Origin of the sequence: Caballeronia sp. INML2, from assembly GCF_023631365.1 — a bacterium.
GTDB lineage: Bacteria > Pseudomonadota > Gammaproteobacteria > Burkholderiales > Burkholderiaceae > Caballeronia > Caballeronia turbans.
In genome coordinates, this window is record NZ_JALQDH010000224.1 from 1 (window position 1) to 421 (window position 421).

1 pseudogene is annotated in these 421 nt (G+C 60.1%); it reads right to left on the reverse strand.

Features of this window, described 5'->3' with window-relative positions:
• Positions 1 to 327 (reverse strand): annotated as a pseudogene (locus NCT32_RS37810) (hypothetical protein); the annotation flags it as partial.
• Positions 328 to 421: the final 94 nt, after the last annotated feature.

The window sequence follows — 421 nt, forward strand, 5'->3', positions numbered from 1 at the left end:
CGGCTCCCGTGCCAGATCAAAAGCCAGATAGAGCAGTTGCCAGTGCTCGCGCCGGATTTGCCACGCTTCGAGCGCGGTGAACGATGGTCTGAAGTAAGCCGCGTCGATCTCGTCGATCAACGACAGGAAGAGGCTTGTCGCCGTCCCGGGCCGACGAACAGTCAGTGTGCCGTTGTAGCGAGTAACGGATACGGGGTGGCTGAAGAACGTGAGCGCGATCTTTGCCGCATCGACTGCTGCGACGCTCGCGTCGTCTCGCAGGAAACGGAGTACTTCGAGCATCGTGCGGAAGGAATGGGCGGAGCCCGAGAAGGAAAGCTGATACATGGTCGATTGCCTCGGAGAAATTGCGGGCAATCGCTCCCTGTCGGGTCGATGCCCGGCAAGGGTTAATGCGCCGAATGAGCGCTGGACGAAGTTG